Source organism: Pantoea cypripedii, assembly GCF_002095535.1.
GTDB lineage: Bacteria > Pseudomonadota > Gammaproteobacteria > Enterobacterales > Enterobacteriaceae > Pantoea > Pantoea cypripedii.
The window spans coordinates 2962936-2980534 of record NZ_MLJI01000001.1 but is presented as its reverse complement, the minus strand read 5'-3'; the positions used below and the strand labels follow the sequence as shown (position 1 = coordinate 2980534).

Genomic DNA, 17599 nt, shown 5'->3' with positions numbered 1-17599 from the left:
CCGAAGGATGATGTAAGGAGCCTGGCTTTATGGAGTTCATCCATTTTATCGTCGATTTTATCCTGCATATTGATGTGCATTTGGCCGAACTGGTGGCGCAGTACGGCATCTGGATTTACGCTATTCTGTTCCTGATTCTGTTCTGCGAAACCGGGCTGGTGGTGACACCTTTCCTGCCAGGTGATTCGCTGTTATTTGTGGCCGGTGCGCTGGCGGCGCTGCCCAGCAACGACCTCAATGTGCATATGATGGTGGCATTGATGGTGATCGCGGCGATTCTGGGCGATGCGGTTAACTACACCATTGGCCGCCTGTTTGGTGAGAAGCTTTTCAGCAATCCCAATTCGAAGATTTTCCGTCGCAGCTACCTGGACAAGACCCACGCCTTCTATGCGCGTCACGGTGGCAAAACCATTATACTTGCGCGCTTTGTACCAATCGTGCGAACCTTTGCCCCCTTTGTGGCAGGGATGGGACATATGTCTTATCGCCACTTCGCGCTCTTTAATGTCTCGGGTGCGCTGCTGTGGGTGCTGCTGTTCTCTTACGCGGGTTACCTGTTTGGGGATCTGCCGGTGGTGCAGGAGAACCTGAAACTGCTGATTGTTGCGATTATCGTGGTGTCGATTCTGCCGGGCGTAATTGAAGTCTGGCGTCATCGCCGTCAGGCACGTCAGCAGAAATCTCAGTAAGCGCGAAACCAGATTTTTATCCACAGCGAGAAGCGGTTGTGGTTTAATGAGCGACATTTACGGCCTGCTGAAGGTGATTTCAGCAGCAATGAGAAGACTGGACCAGGTCGGTTTTAAACAGAAAGGTCATCAATGAGCTGGATTGAACGCATACTTAACAAAAGCAATATTACGCCGACGCGCCGTGCCAGTATCCCGGAAGGGGTGTGGACCAAGTGCGACAGTTGTGGCCAGGTGCTGTATCGCGCCGAGCTGGAGCGTAATCTTGAGGTCTGCCCGAAGTGCGACCATCACATGCGCATGCATGGCCGTGAGCGCCTGCATAGCCTGCTGGATGAAGGAACACTGGTAGAATTAGGTAGCGAGCTGGAACCGAAGGATCTGCTGAAGTTCCGTGACTCGAAAAAGTACAAAGATCGTCTGTCTGCGGCGCAGAAAGAAACCGACGAGAAAGATGCCCTGATCGTCATGAAAGGCCAGCTGCACGGTATGCCGGTAGTGGCTGCGGCGTTTGAGTTCTCCTTTATGGGTGGCTCAATGGGCTCGGTGGTTGGTGCTCGCTTTGTGCGTGCAGTTGAGCAGGCGCTGGAAGATAACTGCCCGCTGATCTGCTTCTCCGCCAGTGGCGGTGCACGTATGCAGGAAGCGCTGATGTCGCTGATGCAGATGGCGAAAACCAGTGCAGCGCTGGCGAAAATGCAGGAACGCGGTCTGCCGTATATCTCGGTACTGACTGACCCAACCATGGGTGGCGTTTCTGCCAGCTTTGCGATGCTGGGCGATCTCAACGTTGCGGAACCGAAAGCGCTGATCGGCTTTGCCGGCCCGCGTGTTATCGAGCAAACCGTGCGTGAAAAACTGCCGCCGGGCTTCCAGCGCAGTGAGTTCCTGATTGAGAAAGGCGCGATCGATATGATCATCCGTCGTCCGGAAATGCGCTTTAAGCTGGCAAGCCTGCTGGCGAAAATGATGAACCTGCCAGCGCCGCTGCAGGATGGTGATCAGCCGACTGCGGCTGAGCCGGAAAGCAACGAGGCCTGACAGGCAACGGAAAGGCGCAGCAATGCGCCTTTTTACTAATGCCGCGACACATGCTGAACGGGAAACATGGACACTCTTCACCTTCCTCAAGCCACGTCGCCTTTGGCCACGTGGCTTCATTATCTTGAACATCTGCATTCTCAGACCATCGAACTGGGTCTGGATCGTATTCAACGCGTCGCTGCACGCCTCAACCTGCTAAAACCTGCTCCCTTCGTCTTCACTGTTGCCGGAACCAATGGCAAAGGCACCACCTGCCGCACGCTGGAAACGTTACTGATGGCCGCCGGTTTCCGTGTCGGGGTCTACAGCTCACCGCATCTGGTACGTTACACCGAACGGGTGCGCATTCAGGGCGAGGAGCTGGATGAAGCGCTGCACAGCGCCAGTTTTGCCGCCATTGAAGCCGGGCGCGGCGACATCTCGCTAACCTATTTCGAGTTCGGTACCTTATCTGCGTTAAATCTGTTCCGTGAAGCGGGGCTGGATGTGGTGATCCTCGAAGTCGGTCTGGGTGGACGCCTCGACGCGACTAACATCGTTGATGCCGATGTAGCAGTGGTCACCAGCATCGCGCTGGACCACACCGATTGGCTGGGGCCAGATCGCGACAGCATTGGCCGCGAAAAAGCGGGCGTGTTTCGCGCAGGCAAACCGGCGGTGGTGGGTGAACCCGATATGCCGCATACCATCGCGGACGTTGCGGCAGAGAAGGGCGCATTGCTGATGCAGCGCAACCGCGACTGGCAATGGCAGCAGCATGGCGATAGCTGGACGCTGCAGGATGCGCAGGGTGAATTGCGCGACCTGCCACTTCCGCAGGTGCCGTTACCGAATGCCGCCACCGCGCTTGTCGCGCTGCGCGCTTCCGGTTTGCCTGTCAGCGAAGAAATTATTCGTCAGCATCTGCCGCTGGCCATTTTGCCGGGACGTTTCCAGACGGTAAGTGAATCGCCGCGCGTGATCCTGGATGTGGCACATAATCCCCATGCCGCTTATTATCTGGCTTCACGTCTGGCGGAACTGCCGCGTTCCGGTAAGGTTCATGCGGTGGTGGGTATGCTGCACGATAAAGATATCGCGGGAACGCTGGCGGCGCTGGCACCTCAGGTGGATAGCTGGTACTGCGCACCCCTTGAGGGGCCGCGTGGTGCGACTGCTGAGCAGCTGATTGCCCATCTGGCGAGCGGCACAGCATTTGCCAGCGTGGATGCTGCCTGGCAGGCGGCACGTTTGCAGGCCCGTCCCGAGGATGTGATTCTGGTGTGTGGTTCTTTCCACACCGTGGCACAGGTAATGGAATCGATGGCAGCGGAGAACGGCAGTGGCAAGTAAGTTTCAGAACCGTTTGGTTGGCACGGTCATTCTGGTGGCGGTTGGCGTCATCGTGTTGCCCGGCCTGCTGGATGGCAAGAAAAAGCACTACAAAGAGGAGTTCGCTGCCATTCCGCTGGTGCCGAAACCGGATGACCAGCAGGACAGCGAGATGGTGCCGCCGGTAACTCAGCCGTTGCCTGCTCAGCCGCCGGAAGGCGCGGGTACAACGACGGAACCGAGCGCCCCCAACAGCAAAACCACCAATCCGGCGGAGAGTGGCAATACCCAGCCTGCGCAGAATAGCGAACCGAGCGTGGTGACACCGCCACCGGTGCATCAGAGTGTGCCGGTGCAGACGCCGAAACCCAAACCTGTCGAGCAGCCAAAACCGAAACCGATTGAGCAGCCCAGGCCGAAACCGGTTGAGCCTAAGCCGGTGGAACAGCCGAAACCGGTCGAAACGCCGAAGCAGAGTGAAGCAGAAGCGCCAGCACCAGCGGGTCAGGCTTATGTGGTACAACTCGGCGCTTTGAAAAACGCGGCGAAGGTCAACGAGATTGTCGCGCAGTTGCGTCTCTCGGGGTATCGTGCCTTTACGGTGCCGTCAACGCCGGTGCAGGGCCAGATCACGCGTATTTATGTCGGACCGGATGCGTCAAAAGCGAAGATGCAGGCGGCGTTGGGTGAGCTGAAAAACCTTTCCGGGCTCGGTGGAGTCGTCAAACCGTACAGCACGCGCTAAACCGTTGATAAGCCGCGCCGATAGCAGAAAAAGGCGCGGCATAGCACAGGTTGTTCATCAAATTGATGACAGAAAAATTATTTTATTTCAGTTGGTTACCTTGCTGAGATACGTCGGGGCGAGGTGATTTTTTTTCTTCGCCCTTTTTATGGATACGGAACCGGAAAACCCTACGCAAACGTTTTCTTTTTCTGTTAGAATGCGCCCCGAACTGGATGCAGGGGTGCAATCGCGCTGGCGCTGGAAGAGTTCATGATCTGGATTGATTACGTCATTATTGCGGTAGTAAGTTTTTCGGCTCTGGTCAGCCTGGTTCGCGGGTTTGTCCGGGAAGCCTTATCTCTCGTTACCTGGGGATGTGCGTTTTTTGTCGCCAGTCACTACTACGCCTACCTTGCAGTCTGGTTTACAGGTTTTGACGACGAACTGGTTCGTAACGGTATCGCTATCGCGGTGCTGTTCGTGGCTACCCTGATTGTGGGTGCCATCGTGAACTATGTGATCGGCACGCTGGTTGAAAAGACTGGCCTGTCGGGAACCGACAGGGTGTTGGGGGTCTGTTTCGGGGCGTTGCGTGGCGTGCTAATCGTTGCCGCTATTCTCTTCTTCCTTGATACATTCACCGGCTTCTCGAAAAGCCCGGACTGGCAGCAGTCCCAACTCATTCCCCAGTTCAGTTACATCATCAGGTGGTTTTTTGACTATCTGAAAAGCACGTCGAGTTTTTTACCCCGGTGACGCCACCGGGAGTGCGGCTAATGAGGAAATGACAACATGTGCGGTATTGTTGGTATCACCGGTTTTATGCCAGTAAACCAGTCGATCTATGACGCGTTAACGGTGCTGCAGCACCGCGGGCAGGATGCCGCCGGCATTTGTACCATCGATGCGCTTAACTGCTTTCGTTTGCGCAAAGCCAATGGGCTGGTGAGCGATGTCTTCGAAGCACGCCACATGCAGCGTCTGCAAGGCAACATCGGGATTGGTCACGTACGTTACCCGACAGCAGGCAGCTCCAGCGCCTCTGAAGCGCAACCTTTCTATGTGAACTCCCCTTACGGCATTACGCTGGCGCACAACGGTAACCTGACCAACGCGCACGAACTGCGTAAGCAGCTGTTCGAAGTGGGTCGCCGTCACGTCAACACCACCTCTGACTCCGAAATCCTGCTCAATATCTTTGCGCAGGAGCTGGACCGTTTTCAGCATTACCCGCTGGAAGCTGACAACATTTTTGCCGCGGTGGCTGCCGTGCACCAGCAGGTGCGTGGTGCTTACGCGGTGGTTTCGATGATTATCGGTCATGGCATGGTTGCCTTCCGCGATCCTAACGGCATCCGTCCGCTGGTGCTGGGTAAACGTCAAATCGCTGATGGCCGTATCGAGTATATGGTTGCCTCTGAAAGCGTGGCGCTGGATACGCTGGGCTTTGAATTCATTCGTGACGTGGCACCGGGTGAAGCGGTCTACATCACCGAGCAGGGCCAGCTCTCAACGCGTCAGTGCGCTGAGAACCCGAAAAGCAATCCATGTCTGTTCGAGTATGTCTACTTCGCACGTCCGGACTCCTTCCTCGACAAAATTTCGGTCTACAGCGCGCGCGTACGTATGGGTACCAAGCTGGGTGCGAAAATTGCGCGTGAGTGGGAAGATCTTGATATCGATGTGGTGATCCCGATTCCGGAAACCTCAACCGATGTGGCGCTGGAAATCGCGCGTATCCTCGATAAGCCTTATCGTCAGGGATTTGTGAAAAACCGCTACGTTGGCCGTACCTTTATCATGCCGGGCCAGCATCTGCGCCGCAGCGCGGTACGCCGCAAGCTGAACGCCAACCGTGCTGAGTTCCGTGATAAGAACGTGCTGCTGGTGGATGACTCCATCGTGCGTGGTACCACCTCGGAGCAGATTATCGAGATGGCACGCGAAGCGGGTGCGAAGCGCGTCTATCTGGCTTCTGCCGCGCCGGAAATTCGTTTCCCGAATGTGTACGGTATCGATATGCCGAGCGCGACCGAGCTGATCGCCCATGGCCGTGAAGTGGAAGAGATTCGTCAGCTGATTAAAGCCGATGCGTTGATTTTCCAGGACCTCGACGATCTGATCGAAGCAGTACGCGAAGAGAACCCGGATATCGTGCAGTTTGAGTGTTCGGTATTTAACGGTATCTATGTGACGAAAGACGTTGATCAGCGTTATCTTGACTATCTCCAGTCACTGCGAAATGACGATGCCAAAGCCATTGCGCGTCAGACTGAAGTAGAAGGTCTGGAATTACATAACGAAGGTTAAGTTGAAATGCCCGCTTTTTAATTAAAAGCGGGCAATTTTATTATTATCCTCCATCCGAAATAAAACTGCCCACAATCCGTGTTGTTCTTCAGCAGCCTTCATATAAAATCCTCACTTTCCCATTTATTCAGTAGCAGATTTTTATCAGAGTCGATCTGAGAATCACTCCAGTCTGGCATGCTTCCTTACGTAATAATGAAATCATGACAATCTCATTACCCATTTTTGTACAGTGCGCTTGAAAATGCCGCAGGAAAATCGAGGTGAAAATTATTTTCCACTCACCCCGGTTTATATCCTTTGTTCGCATTTCAATTGGTTGGGGTAATTTATAATGACATCTGGGAAGAGATTTAAACTTTCATCTATTACGATCGCCATTCTTGCACCACTTTCTATTTCATTCCTCAGTCTGCCTGCCAGTGCATATAATGGGAGCGCTTATAATCAGGAAGCTACCATTCAATCCGTGAAATTAAAAACGGGTGAAAATATCCAGGATATTGCGCGTGAAAATAAAGTCTCGATCGAACACTTGTGGGAGATTAATTCCTTCGCGTTTAGCGACAAAGCGACGTTCCTCGCCGCAACTGCGGGTCAGACTGTCTGGCTGCCGGTAAAAAAATCAGCTGTACAACCGCAGGCGCAACAACAGAAACAACCGGAGCAGGTACGCCAGGCCGGGAGTCAATCGAATCCGCGCAATATGGATGCGCGTCAGTTTGGCCAGAACCAACTCTCTTCATTGGCGGGGCAGCAGGCGGAAGAGTGGTTAAACGGTTTCGGTGGTAGCTCACGAATTTCTATCAGTTCGGACAAAAATTTTTCTGACTACAACTATTCCGGCGATGTGCTGGTCCCCCTGTGGGACAGCCGCCAAAATGTTCTGCTGTTTACCCAGATAGGCGCGCGTCGTGTTGACGATCGCAACACCGGCAATATCGGCCTCGGCATCCGTTATTTTGCGGATGGCTGGATGCTGGGTAATAACGTCTTTTTCGATAATGATTTTAGCGGTAATAACCGTCGCGCGGGTATCGGGGCTGAATTGTGGACCGAAGCGCTACGCCTGGCGGCGAATGGTTACTACGGTTTGACTGGCTGGCATGAGTCGAAGCTGATGGCTGACTATGATGAGCGCCCGGCGAATGGCTGGGACATTGAATTGTCCAGTTGGCTGCCGATCTACCCGCAACTGGGTGGCAAGGTGAAATATGAACAATATTATGGTGATAACGTTGCGCTGATCAGTCGCAATACCCTGCAGAAAGATCCTTCTGCCGTGACTGTTGGCCTGAACTGGACGCCGGTTCCATTGGTTTCAGTGGAGGCCGCGCAGCGCAATAGCATGCAAAGCGGCAAAGATATCTCTGTTGGCTTGAATCTGAACTGGAACTTTGGCCGCTCACTTGACTGGCACCTGTCATCAGCCGCCGTGGCGGAACAGCGTAGCCTGGCCGGTTCACACTACGAGCTGGTTTCGCGTAATAACCAAATCGTGATGGATTATCGCGAGCAGACGGTGATTACCTTCTCACTGGCGAGCGCCATTCAGGGAGAGGAGGGCAGTTCGCAGCCGCTGGGCATCAGTATCTGGGCTAAGCATGGGTTGGGAAAAATTGTCTGGGATGATGCCTTACTGGTCGCAGCGGGGGGCAAAATTGTCGGACAGGGCGCGAATTCTGTGCTGGTGCTGCCAGTGTATCAGGAGGGTACCGATAACCACTACATCCTGAGCGCGGTGGCGTATGACACCAAAGGGAAAGGTTCGCAGCGTGCACAGGTAGCCATCACGGTAGAAAAAGCACAACAAATCCTGCCCGAAGAACCAACAGACCCGGAACAACCGGTACAGCCGGAAGAGCCGGTACAACCCGATCAGCCACAGCAACCTGATGCCGCAAAGACCGTGTTTAATCTTGATATTCATGAACTGGTCGCGGATGGCAGCGGACATGCACAGGCCGCCATTGAGTTGAAAGATGCAGAGGGTAAGCCAGTCAGTGGGCAGGCTGCCAATCTGCGTCTGGAGGCCTCTTTGCAAAGTGCGCGTAGTGGTTCAGGTGTTGTTGTTGGGGAAATCAAAGAAGAGGGGACGACAGGCCGTTATCTGGCAGATGTGACAGCGGGTGCCGAATCCGGCGTGGTGACGCTGGTGCTATATCATGGTGCAAATGTGCTGGGTCAGCAGCAACTGACGTTGACCGCAGTGGAAGACGTGACGCCATCTGTTACACCAGCCAAAGTCGATCTGCAAGCTGGTCAGGCGGAGATAAGTGCGGGCAATACCCTCACCTTCACGGCGACGGTTACCGATAGTGAGGGTCATCCTCTGAAAGATATCGTCGTCGGCTTTAAGGATGCCAATGGAAATGCCATCACCGCCAACAATGAAGGCAAGACCGATGAACAGGGCAAAGTCACCGCCTCGCTGATGAAAGAAAAAGCGGGCCTCTACAGCGTGACCAGTCATGTGGGCGATCTGGCGTCACCCGCGCAATCTGTCACAGTTGTGGCGGATGTCGCATCTGCAAGGATGGCAGGAGAAATTGTCAATCAAGGATGGTTTACCGCCGGTTCGCTGACAGGCGCTGTTCCGGCAACATTTAGCGTCCCACTGGTAGATAAATTCCGCAATCTTCTCGTCAATACGGCCGTGACTTTTAAAGCGGAAGACGTTGACGGTTTTAATTCAGATGAATGGATTAAAATTACGCTCAACAACGCTCAGACCAACGCTGATGGCATGATCAGTGGAGAGGTGAACATCATCAGCCCCCACTGGAATAAATCAACCTACCAAATCTACCCGGTCATCAATGGTCAGCGTGTTGGCGATCGCAGCCTGAGTATCACTTTTGCTCCTAAAAAGTAATTCCGGCGAGTCGTAACCTCTCAGGCAATCACTGCGGTGATTGCTTTTTCCCCTTCCATGGCTGTGCCAGAATACCTTGTTTGTCTTCCTCTTCTCCTGCGGGTTATGATTGCGGTTTACCTGCATGGCAAAATAATTATGAAACGACTCATCATTGGTATTTCCGGCGCCAGCGGCGCTATCTACGGCGTACGGCTGTTGCAGGTATTACAACCGCTGGCTGAAGTGGAAACCCATCTGGTGATGAGCCAGGCAGCGCGCCAGACACTGGCGCTGGAAACCGATTTCAATCTGCGCGAGGTGCAGGCACTGGCCAATGTGGTGCATGACGTGCGCGATATTGCAGCCAGCATTTCCTCCGGTTCATTTAAGACGCTCGGCATGGTGATCCTGCCCTGTTCGATGAAAACCCTGTCCGGCATTGTGCACAGCTACAGCGATAGCTTGCTGACGCGTGCGGCTGATGTGGTGCTGAAAGAGCAACGTAAACTGGTGCTGTGTGTGCGCGAAACCCCGCTGCACGTAGGCCATCTGCGCATGATGACCACCGCCGCCGAGCTGGGCGCCGTGATTATGCCGCCGGTGCCCGCGTTTTATCATCGCCCGCAAAATATTGCCGAGCTGGTGGATCAAACGGTCAATCGCGTACTGGACCAGTTCGATATTGAGTTACCGCAGGATCTGTTCACTCGCTGGCAAGGCGCATAAATGGTGCAGGCTTGCACTATTGTGGTGCGAAATGGCGCGCAGGATCACTCTTCGTGCATTTCATACACCAAAAGTTAACAATGTCGCTTTTTCCTGCTCACCCGACTGTTATATTTTCCTCACAAACTAAGTGCTTGCGCCCCTGGTGGACGCAGTATTTAGTGCGTCTGTACAGGGTTTCGCCAATTTGCACAACTGGCATGAAACATGCAAATTAAACAGCGCAAACACATCACGCACCACATAACAAAAAGCACTTCACTTGAGGGTTACCTATGAAAAAGCGAGTTCTGGCTCTTTCTCTGATGCTGGCAATGTCCAGCGCCGCGAGCGTGTTCGCGGCGGTACCGCATACGCTGCGCATCGGGACTGACCCGACTTACCCGCCGTTTGAATCGAAAAACGCGCAAGGACAGTTAGTGGGTTTTGACATTGATCTGGCTAACGAGATCTGTAAACGCATCAAGACTAAATGTACTTATGTGGAAAGCGATTTCGATGCGCTGATCCCGTCGCTGAAAGCGAAGAAGATCGATGCCATCATTTCTTCACTCTCCATTACTGAAAAGCGTCAGGAAGAGATTGGCTTCTCTGAAAAACTCTACGCAGCAAACGCCCGTCTGGTTGCACCAAAAGGTTCCACCATTCAGCCGACCATTGAGTCACTGAAAGGCAAGAATATCGGTCTGCTGCAGGGCACTACCCAGGAAACCTACGCCAATCAATACTGGCGTCCGCAGGGTGTCACCGTTACGCCGTATGCTAACCAGGACCTGGTGTATCAGGACCTGAATGCTGGCCGTATCGATGCCGCTTTCCAGGATGAAGTGCAGGCGAGCGAAGGCTTCCTGAAGCAGCCGGTAGGTAAAAACTACGCCTTTGCTGGCCCGGCGGTGAAAGATGATAAAATCTTTGGCGTCGGCACCGGTATGGGTCTGCGTAAAGATGATGCGGACCTGAAAGTCGCCATCGACAAAGCCTTCGATGCCATGCGCAAAGACGGTACTTACGACAAGATTGCGAAGAAATACTTTGATTTCAATGTGTACGGTGACTGATTATCCTGTCTACCAGACTGCCCGCTACGTGCGGGCAGTGCTTCGTTAATTTCCCCACGACAGGATCAAATTCATGTTGTATGGCTATTCTGACGTCATTCTAAAAGGCACCCTGGTTACGCTGGAACTGGCGCTCAGTTCAGTGTTGCTGGCTGTTGTGCTTGGTTTAATTGGCGCTGGCGCCAAACTTTCCCGCAATCGCCCGCTGGCGATGCTGTTTGAAGGCTACACCACGCTGATTCGCGGCGTACCGGATCTGGTGCTGATGCTGCTGATTTTCTACGGTCTGCAGATCGCCCTGAACTCCCTGACCGATGCGCTGGGCGTAGCGCAGTTTGATATCGACCCGATGGTGGCCGGTATCATCACCCTCGGCTTTATCTATGGTGCTTACTTTACTGAAACCTTCCGTGGCGCGTTTCTTGCTGTGCCGAAGGGGCAGATTGAAGCGGCAACCGCGTTTGGCTTTACCGGCTCGCAAACTTTCCGTCGCATTCTGTTCCCGGCGATGATGCGCTTTGCGCTGCCGGGCATCGGTAACAACTGGCAGGTAATCCTCAAAGCCACCGCGCTGGTTTCACTGCTCGGCCTTGAGGATGTGGTGAAAGCCACGCAGCTGGCGGGGAAAAGTACCTGGCAGCCGTTCTACTTCGCGATTGTTGCCGGGGTGATTTATCTGGTGTTTACCACGCTGTCGAATGGCGTGCTGTGGTGGCTTGAACGCCGCTACTCAGTGGGTGTGAAAAGGGCAGAGCTATGATCGATATAATTCAGGAGTATTGGAAATCCCTGCTCTGGACCGATGGTTACCGTTTTACCGGCGTGGCTATCACCCTGTGGCTGTTGATTATTTCTGTGGCGATTGGCGGCTGTCTGGCGGTGTTGCTGTCGATTGCCCGCGTGTCACCCAATCGCTTTATCTCCACCCCGGTATGGTTGTTCACCTACATCTTCCGCGGTACACCGTTATATGTGCAGCTGCTGGTGTTCTACTCCGGCATGTACACGCTGGAAGTGGTGAAAGGGTCCGAGTTGCTGAACGCCTTCTTCCGCAGCGGACTTAACTGTACCCTGCTGGCGTTTACCCTCAACACCTGCGCCTATACCACCGAAATGTTTGCCGGGGCCATTCGCGCCGTACCACACGGTGAAATTGAAGCGGCACGCGCCTACGGCTTCTCAACCTTTAAATTGTATCGTTGCATCATTCTGCCTTCGGCGCTGCGTACCGCGCTGCCTGCCTATAGCAATGAAGTGATCCTGATGCTGCACTCCACCGCACTGGCGTTTACCGCCACCGTGCCAGACCTGCTGAAAGTGGCGCGTGATATCAACTCCGCTACCTATCAGCCGTTTGTCGCTTTTGGTATTGCTGCGGTGCTGTACCTGATTATCTCTTACGTGTTGATTAGCCTGTTCCGCATGGCGGAGCGCCGCTGGCTGGCCCACGTGAAACCTTCTTCATCGCATTGAGTAACCTATGGCTGAAAATAAATTAAGCGTTACCGAACTGCACAAGCGTTACGGTGAACATGAAGTCCTGAAAGGCGTGTCATTACAGGCGGATGCCGGTGACGTTATTAGTATCATTGGCTCGTCCGGTTCCGGGAAAAGTACCTTTCTGCGCTGCATTAACTTCCTCGAAAAACCGAGTGAAGGCACCATCGCAGTCAACAATGAGCAGATCAACCTGGTGCGCGACACCGATGGTCAGCTGAAGGTCTCGAATAAGGAGCAGCTGCGTTCGCTGCGTACCCGTCTCACTATGGTGTTCCAGCACTTCAACCTGTGGAGCCACATGACGGTGCTGGAGAACGTGATGGAAGCCCCGATTCAGGTGCTGGGTCTGAGCAAAACCGAAGCGCGCGAACGTGCGATTAAGTATCTGGATAAAGTCGGCATCGATGAACGCGCCCGTGCCAAATATCCGGTGCATCTGTCCGGTGGTCAGCAGCAGCGTGTTTCCATCGCCCGTGCGCTGGCGATGGAGCCGGAAGTGTTGTTATTTGATGAACCGACGTCGGCGCTCGATCCGGAGCTGGTCGGTGAAGTGCTGCGCATCATGCAGAAGCTGGCTGAAGAAGGGAAAACCATGGTGGTGGTCACCCACGAAATGGAGTTTGCCCGCCATGTTTCCAGCCATGTGATTTTCCTGCATCAGGGGAAAATTGAAGAGCAGGGTGCGCCCGATGAAGTGTTCAACAACCCGAAAAGCCCGCGCTTGCAGCAGTTCCTGAAAGGTTCGCTGAAATAACCGATGTCAGCCAGATTCCCCCTGGCTGACATCTCCACGAATCCGTAGCGGCGCGATTTATCGCGCGTTTTTTAGCAAATCTGCGCCGTTACGCCGCTGTATCCTGCAATGCTTCCTGCAAGTCATACCAGCGAAAACCAAATCCTGACTCCTCCAGCCGTTTTGGCAGCACATGCTGGCCGCCGAGCACCAGCACGGCTGACTCACCCATCATCAGCCTGATGGCGCTGGCTGGGGTGCGCATAAAGGCTGGGCGATGCATCACCTGGCCGAGTGTGGCAGCAAATTGTTCGTTGCGCACCGCATAGGGTGACACCAGATTGAATGGCCCCTGTAACGGATTATCAATCAGCCACCAGATGGCGTTCACCAGGTCGTCGATATGAATCCACGGCAGATATTGTTTGCCGCTGCCGATGGGACCACCGACGCCGAGCCTGAACGGCAACTTCATTTTTGCCAGCGCACCGCCTTCCTTCGCCAGTACCACGCCGGTACGTAGCAGGCACACCCGGGTGCGCTCGCTCTGCGCCGCCAGCGCCAGCTGCTCCCAGCGGGCACATAGCGTATGGGTAAACTCTTCATGGCCGGGATCGTCTTCGGTCAGCACCAGATCGCCGGTATCACCATAGAAGCCAGTGGCTGAGCCGGAGATCAAAAATTTCGGTGGCTGGCTGCTGGCATGGATCAGCGACACCAGGCGTTCGGTGATCTGCCAGCGGCTTTCGCACAGCAGTTGTTTCTGTTCTGCGGTCCAGCGTTTGTCAGCGATGGGTTCACCGGCGAGATTAATGATCCCATCGACACCATTGAGATCCTGCTGCTGTGCAAGGCCGGACCAGCAGGCAACGCGTGGGTCCAGCTTCTCGCGTGCTGCTGCTACATCACGCGTCACCACGCTCACCTGTTGACCAAGTTGCAACAGGCGCGGGATCAGATGGCGGCCAATCAAACCCGTGCCGCCGGTAATAAGCAGATGCATGTTGAGCCTCCTTGTGCTTGTTATGTGCTCAGTTTCAGCATAGAAGAGAAGCGTACGGCTGGCGTGACCGCGCCGACGCTTACGATGAAAAAACCGTAGTCTGTGCTGGTCTTACCGGTTCAGATCCACATTGCCTTACTAAATAAAAATCGGTAAACATGAAGCACTCCAGATGCACATCCGAGGCAGCCGATGAATTACCCGAACATGACGTTGTGGTCCGATGCTTCTTTCTTTAGCCCTTATGCCATGTCGGTCTACGTAGCACTGACCGAAAAGGGCATTCCCTTTACCCTGAAACGTGTTGATTTGTCGCGTGATGCGCAATGGGATGATGATTATCGTGCGCTGTCGCTCACCTGCCGGGTGCCGACATTGCAAATTGATGATTTTATTCTTAATGAATCCTCAGCGATTGCCGAATATCTTGAGGAGCGCTTCCCGGCACCGGAGTACGAACGTTTGTACCCGCGCGACCGGGAAAAGCGCGCCCATGCCCGTGAGATTCAGGCATGGCTGCGCAGCGACCTGATGCCGCTACGTCAGGAGCGCCCAACCGAAGTGTTGTTTGCCGGTGAACGTTTTGCACCGCTAAGCGCTGCCGGAGAGCAGGCGGCACAGAAGCTGATTACGGCGGTGCAGCGTCTGCTGCCGGATGGACAGCAGAACCTGTTTGGCGAATGGTCAATTGCAGATACCGATTTGGCGGTGATGATTAATCGTCTGGCGCTGCATGGCGATGCGCTACCGGTGAAGCTACAGCATTACGCTGAGTTCCAGTGGCAGCGTGCTTCCGTCCAGCTGTGGCTGACAGAATCGGGCAAACAACGCTGAGCACGAAGAGGTCTTGCGATGGGGAAAAGAACCCTTTACCTTACCGCACACTCTAATAAAGAACAGTAAACAGGCGCGTGCCCGGCACGCCTAAACAGAAAAGGGTTACGGATGGTGGATCAACCTGCAGATAGCGGTATCGAATGGGTAGATATCGTTAACGAAGAGAATGAAGTGATTGCGCAGGCCAGTCGCGCGCAGATGCGTGCGCAGTGCCTGCGTCATCGCGCCACCTATATCGTGGTGCATGACGGCATGGGCAAGATTCTGGTGCAGCGTCGTACCGAAATCAAAGACTTCATGCCTGGTATGCTCGATGCGACCGCTGGTGGTGTGGTGCAGAGCGGTGAAGACATGCTGGAATCAGCGCGTCGTGAAGCGGAAGAAGAACTGGGTATCGCCGCGGTGCCGTTTGCTGAGCATGGAAAATTCTACTTCGAAGATGAACATTGCCGCGTCTGGGGCGGTTTGTTCAGCTGCGTGTCGCACGGTCCTTTTGCGATGCAGGAAGAGGAGGTGGATGAAGTCTTCTGGATGACACCGGAAGAGATCACCGCCCGCTGTGATGAGTTCACTGATGATTCACTGAAAGCCTTGTCGTTATGGCTGAGTCGCAATAGCGAATCATAAAAGTAAAGGCACCGCTTGCGGTGCCTTTTGCTTTAATGGGCAGGATGCGACTGACGCATGCGCTCACCCCGTCGCCGCAGTATCTCCATCACAATCAACAGCACCAGCGACGCCGCAATCATCAGCGTTGCCGCTGCTGCGATGGTGGGATCGAGGTTTTCGCGAATCCCGGCGAACATCTGAATCGGCAGGGTGCGCTGGCTTGGGCTGGCAAGGAACAATGTCACCACCACTTCATCGAACGAGGCGGCAAAGGCAAACAACGCACCAGAAAACACGCCCGGAGCGATGAGCGGCAGGGTGATTTTGCGAAAGGTCAGCAGCGGGGATGCGCCCAGGCTGGCTGCCGCGCGTGACAGGTTGGTGTCATAGCTTTTCAGCACCGCCACCACGGTAATCACCACAAAGGGTACGCCCAGCAGCGTATGCGCCAGTACCAGTCCGAGATAGCTATTCAGCAGCGATAAGCGGGCGAAGAAGAAGAACATCCCTACCGCAATAATCACCACCGGCGCCACCATCGGCGAGATGATAATCGCCATTACGATACCTTTGCCGCGAAATTCGCCGCGTACCAGCCCCATGGATGCCAGAACGCCAAGAATAGTGGCGAGCAGGGTCGCCAGCGGCGCAATCAGCAAACTGTTCCCCAGCGCCCCCAGCCACTCCTGTGAGTGAAAGAAGGTTTGATACCAGCGCAGCGAAAAGCCACTCAGCGGATAGCTGAGAAACGAGCTGGAGTTAAACGACAGCGGCACGATCACCAGAATCGGCAGAATCAAAAACAGCAGCACCGCCGCGCCATAGAAGTTGAAGAACGCGCCCCACAGGCGCAGCAGGGTAGAACCTTGTTGTCTCATTTCTTCGCTCCTTAGCGCGCCGCCGCTTCTGCGGAGGTACGGGTGACACGGATATAAACGATGTACAGCAGCATCACGATAATCAGCAGCTGGCTACCCAGCGCGGCGGCCATGCCCCAGTTCATGGTGCTGTTAGTAAAGAAGGCGACGAAGTAACTGACCATCTGGTCATCCGGACCGCCGAGCAGCGCCGGGGTGACGTAGTAACCAATCGCCATCATAAACACCAGCAGCGCACCGGCGGTGATGCCTGCGAAAGTTTGCGGCACGTAGACGCGCCAGAAGGCGAGGAACGGATGCGCACCGAGTGAAATAGCCGCGCGCATATAGCTGGGAGAGATGCCTTTCATCACGGCGTACAGCGGCAACACGATAAACGGCAATAGAATGTGGGTCATCGAGATATAGACGCCCAGGCGGTTAAACACCAGCGTCAGGGGATGGTCGATGATACCGACTCCCATCAGCGCACGGTTAATCAGGCCACCCGATTGCAGCAGCACAATCCAGCTGGCGGTGCGCACAATCAGTGAGGTCCAGAACGGCAGCAGCACCAGAATCATCAGCAGATTGGCGCGGCCAGAAGGTTGCTTCGCCAGCCAGTAGGCCAACGGATAACCGATACCGACGCACAGCAGGGTCACCACTGTCGCCATCCATAAGGTGCGCAGCAGTACATTTACGTACAGCGCCTGGTCAGCAGGCTGGCTGACGATATCACCGGTTTTGGCATCGACTTTACGGTCAAACACCGACAGCAGATAGAGGCTGGTGAAGGGTTTTGCGGCGCGTTGCAGTGTGCGCCAGGTGGTGAGGTCGCCCCACAACGGCTGTTTAGCCATCATGGTATTTTTCACATCCACACCGTCGGCAGGCGCGATGCGCGGGACGGCGAGGATCAGGCGACGGTAGCTGGCATCTTCATAGCTGAGGCGTTTCGCCACGCTGGAGATTTGCCCCTGATCGCGGGCGGCGATCAACTCTTTCGCCAGCAACGCATAGACGCGCTCATCCGGTAGCGCCTCGCCAGACCACTGCTGCAACGCTTTGCTGGTTTGCGGCAATGCCTCCGGCAACTCCGGGTTGTTAACGCTCATGCTCAGGATCGAGCCAATCGGGAACAGGAAGCAGACCACCACGAACACCAGCAGAGGTGCAATCAGCAGCAGCGAACGGCGCGTCTTCGCAAACTCACTGCGTTGCAGACGCTGACGCAGCGTCGGGACGCGCGGGTTGGGCACTGATTGTGCTGGGGGATCCAAAACGGGATTTTGGCTCATGGCCGGACTCCTTACTGATGTTTCAACATCGGGG

General features: G+C 54.8%; 17 protein-coding genes. 14 read left to right on the top strand and 3 right to left on the bottom strand.

The window, feature by feature from the left end; translation table 11 throughout:
* The first annotated feature begins 29 nt into the window (after nucleotides 1-29).
* The 12 genes from HA50_RS13680 (at nucleotide 30) to hisP (ending at nucleotide 12979) form a co-directional block, all read left to right on the top strand.
* Nucleotides 30-692, top strand: coding sequence for a DedA family protein (locus HA50_RS13680; protein ID WP_084876149.1), 663 nt, complete (start codon nucleotides 30-32; stop codon nucleotides 690-692).
* Between the two features lie 132 nt (nucleotides 693-824).
* A complete protein-coding gene (gene accD / locus HA50_RS13675) occupies nucleotides 825-1733 on the top strand; it encodes an acetyl-CoA carboxylase, carboxyltransferase subunit beta (RefSeq protein ID WP_084876148.1) in 909 nt (302 codons plus the stop codon).
* 66 nt (nucleotides 1734-1799) lie between these two features.
* On the top strand, nucleotides 1800-3068 hold the full coding sequence (gene folC / locus HA50_RS13670) for a bifunctional tetrahydrofolate synthase/dihydrofolate synthase (RefSeq protein ID WP_084876147.1): 1269 nt from the start codon (nucleotides 1800-1802) through the stop codon (nucleotides 3066-3068).
* Nucleotides 3058-3792, top strand: coding sequence for a cell division protein DedD (dedD, locus tag HA50_RS13665; protein ID WP_084876146.1), 735 nt, complete (start codon nucleotides 3058-3060; stop codon nucleotides 3790-3792). The genes folC and dedD overlap by 11 nt, the downstream gene beginning before the upstream one ends.
* Nucleotides 3793-4044: 252 nt before the next feature.
* Nucleotides 4045-4530 (top strand): colicin V production protein, encoded by a 486-nt coding sequence (gene cvpA / locus HA50_RS13660; RefSeq protein ID WP_084876145.1) that lies wholly within the window; start codon nucleotides 4045-4047, stop codon nucleotides 4528-4530.
* A 36-nt stretch (nucleotides 4531-4566) separates the two neighbouring features.
* Nucleotides 4567-6084 (top strand): amidophosphoribosyltransferase, encoded by a 1518-nt coding sequence (gene purF, locus HA50_RS13655; protein WP_084876144.1) that lies wholly within the window; start codon nucleotides 4567-4569, stop codon nucleotides 6082-6084.
* Nucleotides 6085-6553: 469 nt separating this feature from the next.
* Nucleotides 6554-8959 (top strand): inverse autotransporter beta domain-containing protein, encoded by a 2406-nt coding sequence (locus HA50_RS13650; protein ID WP_158087406.1) that lies wholly within the window; start codon nucleotides 6554-6556, stop codon nucleotides 8957-8959.
* A 138-nt stretch (nucleotides 8960-9097) separates the two neighbouring features.
* Complete coding sequence (locus HA50_RS13645) at nucleotides 9098-9667, top strand: UbiX family flavin prenyltransferase (protein ID WP_084878532.1); 570 nt, start codon at nucleotides 9098-9100, stop codon at nucleotides 9665-9667.
* A 275-nt stretch (nucleotides 9668-9942) separates the two neighbouring features.
* On the top strand, nucleotides 9943-10725 hold the full coding sequence (argT, locus tag HA50_RS13640; RefSeq protein ID WP_084876142.1) for a lysine/arginine/ornithine ABC transporter substrate-binding protein ArgT: 783 nt from the start codon (nucleotides 9943-9945) through the stop codon (nucleotides 10723-10725).
* A 73-nt stretch (nucleotides 10726-10798) separates the two neighbouring features.
* Nucleotides 10799-11485, top strand: a complete 687-nt coding sequence (locus tag HA50_RS13635; RefSeq protein WP_084876141.1) for a histidine ABC transporter permease HisQ — start codon at nucleotides 10799-10801, stop codon at nucleotides 11483-11485.
* Nucleotides 11482-12198 (top strand): ABC transporter permease, encoded by a 717-nt coding sequence (locus HA50_RS13630; protein ID WP_084876140.1) that lies wholly within the window; start codon nucleotides 11482-11484, stop codon nucleotides 12196-12198. The genes HA50_RS13635 and HA50_RS13630 overlap by 4 nt, the downstream gene beginning before the upstream one ends.
* Before the next feature lie 7 nt (nucleotides 12199-12205).
* Nucleotides 12206-12979 carry a histidine ABC transporter ATP-binding protein HisP gene (gene hisP / locus HA50_RS13625; protein WP_084876139.1) on the top strand — a complete coding sequence of 258 codons (774 nt, stop codon included), beginning with the start codon at nucleotides 12206-12208 and terminating at the stop codon, nucleotides 12977-12979.
* Nucleotides 12980-13067: 88 nt separating this feature from the next.
* Here hisP and HA50_RS13620 read toward each other — a convergent pair whose 3' ends face one another.
* On the bottom strand, nucleotides 13068-13961 hold the full coding sequence (locus HA50_RS13620) for a TIGR01777 family oxidoreductase (RefSeq protein ID WP_084876138.1): 894 nt from the start codon (nucleotides 13959-13961) through the stop codon (nucleotides 13068-13070).
* 192 nt (nucleotides 13962-14153) lie between these two features.
* Here HA50_RS13620 and yfcF point away from each other — a divergent pair, with 192 nt between their 5' ends.
* On the top strand, nucleotides 14154-14795 hold the full coding sequence (gene yfcF, locus HA50_RS13615) for a glutathione transferase (RefSeq protein ID WP_084876137.1): 642 nt from the start codon (nucleotides 14154-14156) through the stop codon (nucleotides 14793-14795).
* A gap of 111 nt (nucleotides 14796-14906) precedes the next feature.
* Entirely contained in the window at nucleotides 14907-15425 is a 519-nt protein-coding gene (gene yfcD, locus HA50_RS13610) for an NUDIX hydrolase YfcD (protein WP_084876136.1), read from the top strand.
* A 32-nt stretch (nucleotides 15426-15457) separates the two neighbouring features.
* Here yfcD and HA50_RS13605 read toward each other — a convergent pair whose 3' ends face one another.
* Together HA50_RS13605 and HA50_RS13600 are read right to left on the bottom strand one after the other, a co-directional pair.
* The gene (locus HA50_RS13605; RefSeq protein WP_084876135.1) at nucleotides 15458-16285 is read right to left on the bottom strand and encodes an ABC transporter permease; all 828 of its coding nucleotides are present in this window, start codon (nucleotides 16283-16285) and stop codon (nucleotides 15458-15460) included.
* An 11-nt stretch (nucleotides 16286-16296) separates the two neighbouring features.
* A complete protein-coding gene (locus HA50_RS13600; protein ID WP_084876134.1) occupies nucleotides 16297-17565 on the bottom strand; it encodes an ABC transporter permease in 1269 nt (422 codons plus the stop codon).
* Between the last annotated feature and the right edge of the window lie 34 nt (nucleotides 17566-17599).